The following is a 2,571-nucleotide window of genomic DNA, read 5'->3' on the forward strand; positions in this document are numbered from 1 at the left end:
TGAAGTAGCTCAGATTATATGGTCAAGACAATCAGCCAATTAGTACAAGTTAGCTTCACACATTACTGCGCTTCCACACCTTGCCTATCAACGTTGTAGTCTTCAACGGGCTTCAAGGGAAAACTCATCTTGAGGGAGGCTTCCCGCTTAGATGCTTTCAGCGGTTATCCCGTCCGAACTTAGCTACCCGGCAATGCCACTGGCGTGACAACCGGTACACCAGAGGTTCGTCCACTCCGGTCCTCTCGTACTAGGAGCAGCTCCTCTCAATTTTCCTACGCCCACGGCAGATAGGGACCGAACTGTCTCACGACGTTCTAAACCCAGCTCGCGTACCACTTTAAATGGCGAACAGCCATACCCTTGGGACCTGCTTCAGCCCCAGGATGTGATGAGCCGACATCGAGGTGCCAAACACCGCCGTCGATATGAACTCTTGGGCGGTATCAGCCTGTTATCCCCGGAGTACCTTTTATCCGTTGAGCGATGGCCCTTCCATACAGAACCACCGGATCACTAAGACCTACTTTCGTACCTGCTCGAGCCGTCGCTCTCGCAGTCAAGCACCCTTATGCCTTTACACTCTTGGTACGATGTCCGACCGTACCGAGGGTACCTTTGTGCTCCTCCGTTACTCTTTGGGAGGAGACCGCCCCAGTCAAACTACCCATCATACACTGTCCTCATCCCGGATTACGGGACCAAGTTAGAACCTCAATAACAACAGGGTGGTATTTCAAGGTCGGCTCCATGAGGACTAGCGTCCTCACTTCAAAGCCTCCCACCTATCCTACACAGTTATCATCAAAGTCCAGTGCAAAACTATAGTAAAGGTTCACGGGGTCTTTCCGTCTAGCCGCGGGTACACTGCATCTTCACAGCGATTTCAATTTCACTGAGTCTCGGGTGGAGACAGTGTGGCCATCGTTACGCCATTCGTGCAGGTCGGAACTTACCCGACAAGGAATTTCGCTACCTTAGGACCGTTATAGTTACGGCCGCCGTTTACCGGGGCTTCGATCAAGAGCTTCTCCGAAGATAACCCCATCAATTAACCTTCCGGCACCGGGCAGGCGTCACACCCTATACGTCTTCTTACGAATTTGCAGAGTGCTGTGTTTTTAATAAACAGTCGCAGCCACCTGGTCTCTGCGGCCCTCTTCAGCTTTGAAAGTAAATTCCATCACCAAAAAGGGCGTACCTTCTCCCGAAGTTACGGTACCATTTTGCCTAGTTCCTTCACCCGAGTTCTCTCAAGCGCCTTAGTATTCTCTACCTGTCCACCTGTGTCGGTTTGCGGTACGGTTCTCTATAAGTTATGGCTAGCAGCTTTTCCTGGAAGCCGGGCATCAATGACTTCGCTGTACACCGAAGTGTCAGCACCATGTCGCACCTCAGAGTTGATAGTAAACCGGATTTGCCTAGTCTACCCTCCTACATGCACATACCAGGACAACCAACGCCTGGCTCATTTAGCCTTCTTCGTCCCCACATCACCACTTATAAAAAGTCCAGGAATATTAACCTGGTTCCCATCGACTACGCTTTTCAGCCTCGCCTTAGGGGCCGACTCACCCTGCTCCGATTAACGTCGTGCAGGAAACCTGGGACTTCCGGCGTGAGGGCTTTTCACCCTCATTATCGTTACTCATGTCAGCATTCGCACTTCTGATACCTCCAGCAGACTTCTCAATCCACCTTCATCAGCCTACAGAACGCTCCCCTACCACGTGCACTTAGTGCACATCCGCAGCTTCGGTGACTAGTTTTAGCCCCGTTACATCTTCCGCGCAGGCCGACTCGACCAGTGAGCTATTACGCTTTCTTTAAAGGGTGGCTGCTTCTAAGCCAACCTCCTGGCTGTCTATGCCTTCCCACATCGTTTCCCACTTAACTAGCACTTTGGGACCTTAGCTGGCGGTCTGGGTTGTTTCCCTCTTCACGACGGACGTTAGCACCCGCCGTGTGTCTCCCGTGATTCAATTATCCGGTATTCGGAGTTTGCATCGGTTTGGTAAGCCATGACAGCCCCCTAGCCGAAACAGTGCTCTACCCCCAGTAATCATTCACGAGGCGCTACCTAAATAGCTTTCGGGGAGAACCAGCTATCTCCGGGCTTGATTAGCCTTTCACTCCTAGTCACACGTCATCCGATAATTTTTCAACATTACCCGGTTCGGACCTCCAGTTGGTGTTACCCAACCTTCATCCTGCACATGACTAGATCGCCCGGTTTCGGGTCTACTCCCAGCGACTCGCGCCCTATTCAGACTCGATTTCTCTACGGCTTCCTTATTCAGTTAACCTCGCCACTGAAAGTAACTCGCTGACCCATTATACAAAAGGTACGCAGTCACACAGCCTAAGCCATGCTCCCACTGCTTGTACGCAAACGGTTTCAGGTTCTATTTCACTCCCCTCTCCGGGGTTCTTTTCGCCTTTCCCTCACGGTACTGGTTCACTATCGGTCAGTAAGTAGTATTTAGCCTTGGATGATGGTCCACCCATATTCAACCAGGATTTCACGTGTCCCGGCCTACTTGTTCGCGTGCTTAGTTCTTAATGCAACCT

The 2,571-nt window shown here is 51.4% G+C and carries 1 rRNA gene; it reads right to left on the reverse strand.

Annotated elements, in window-relative coordinates:
- Window positions 1–18: 18 nt before the first annotated feature.
- A 23S ribosomal RNA gene (locus ACWTE2_RS17275) occupies window positions 19–2,571 on the reverse strand; the annotation flags it as partial.

The organism is Legionella nigrisilvae, from assembly GCF_977063395.2.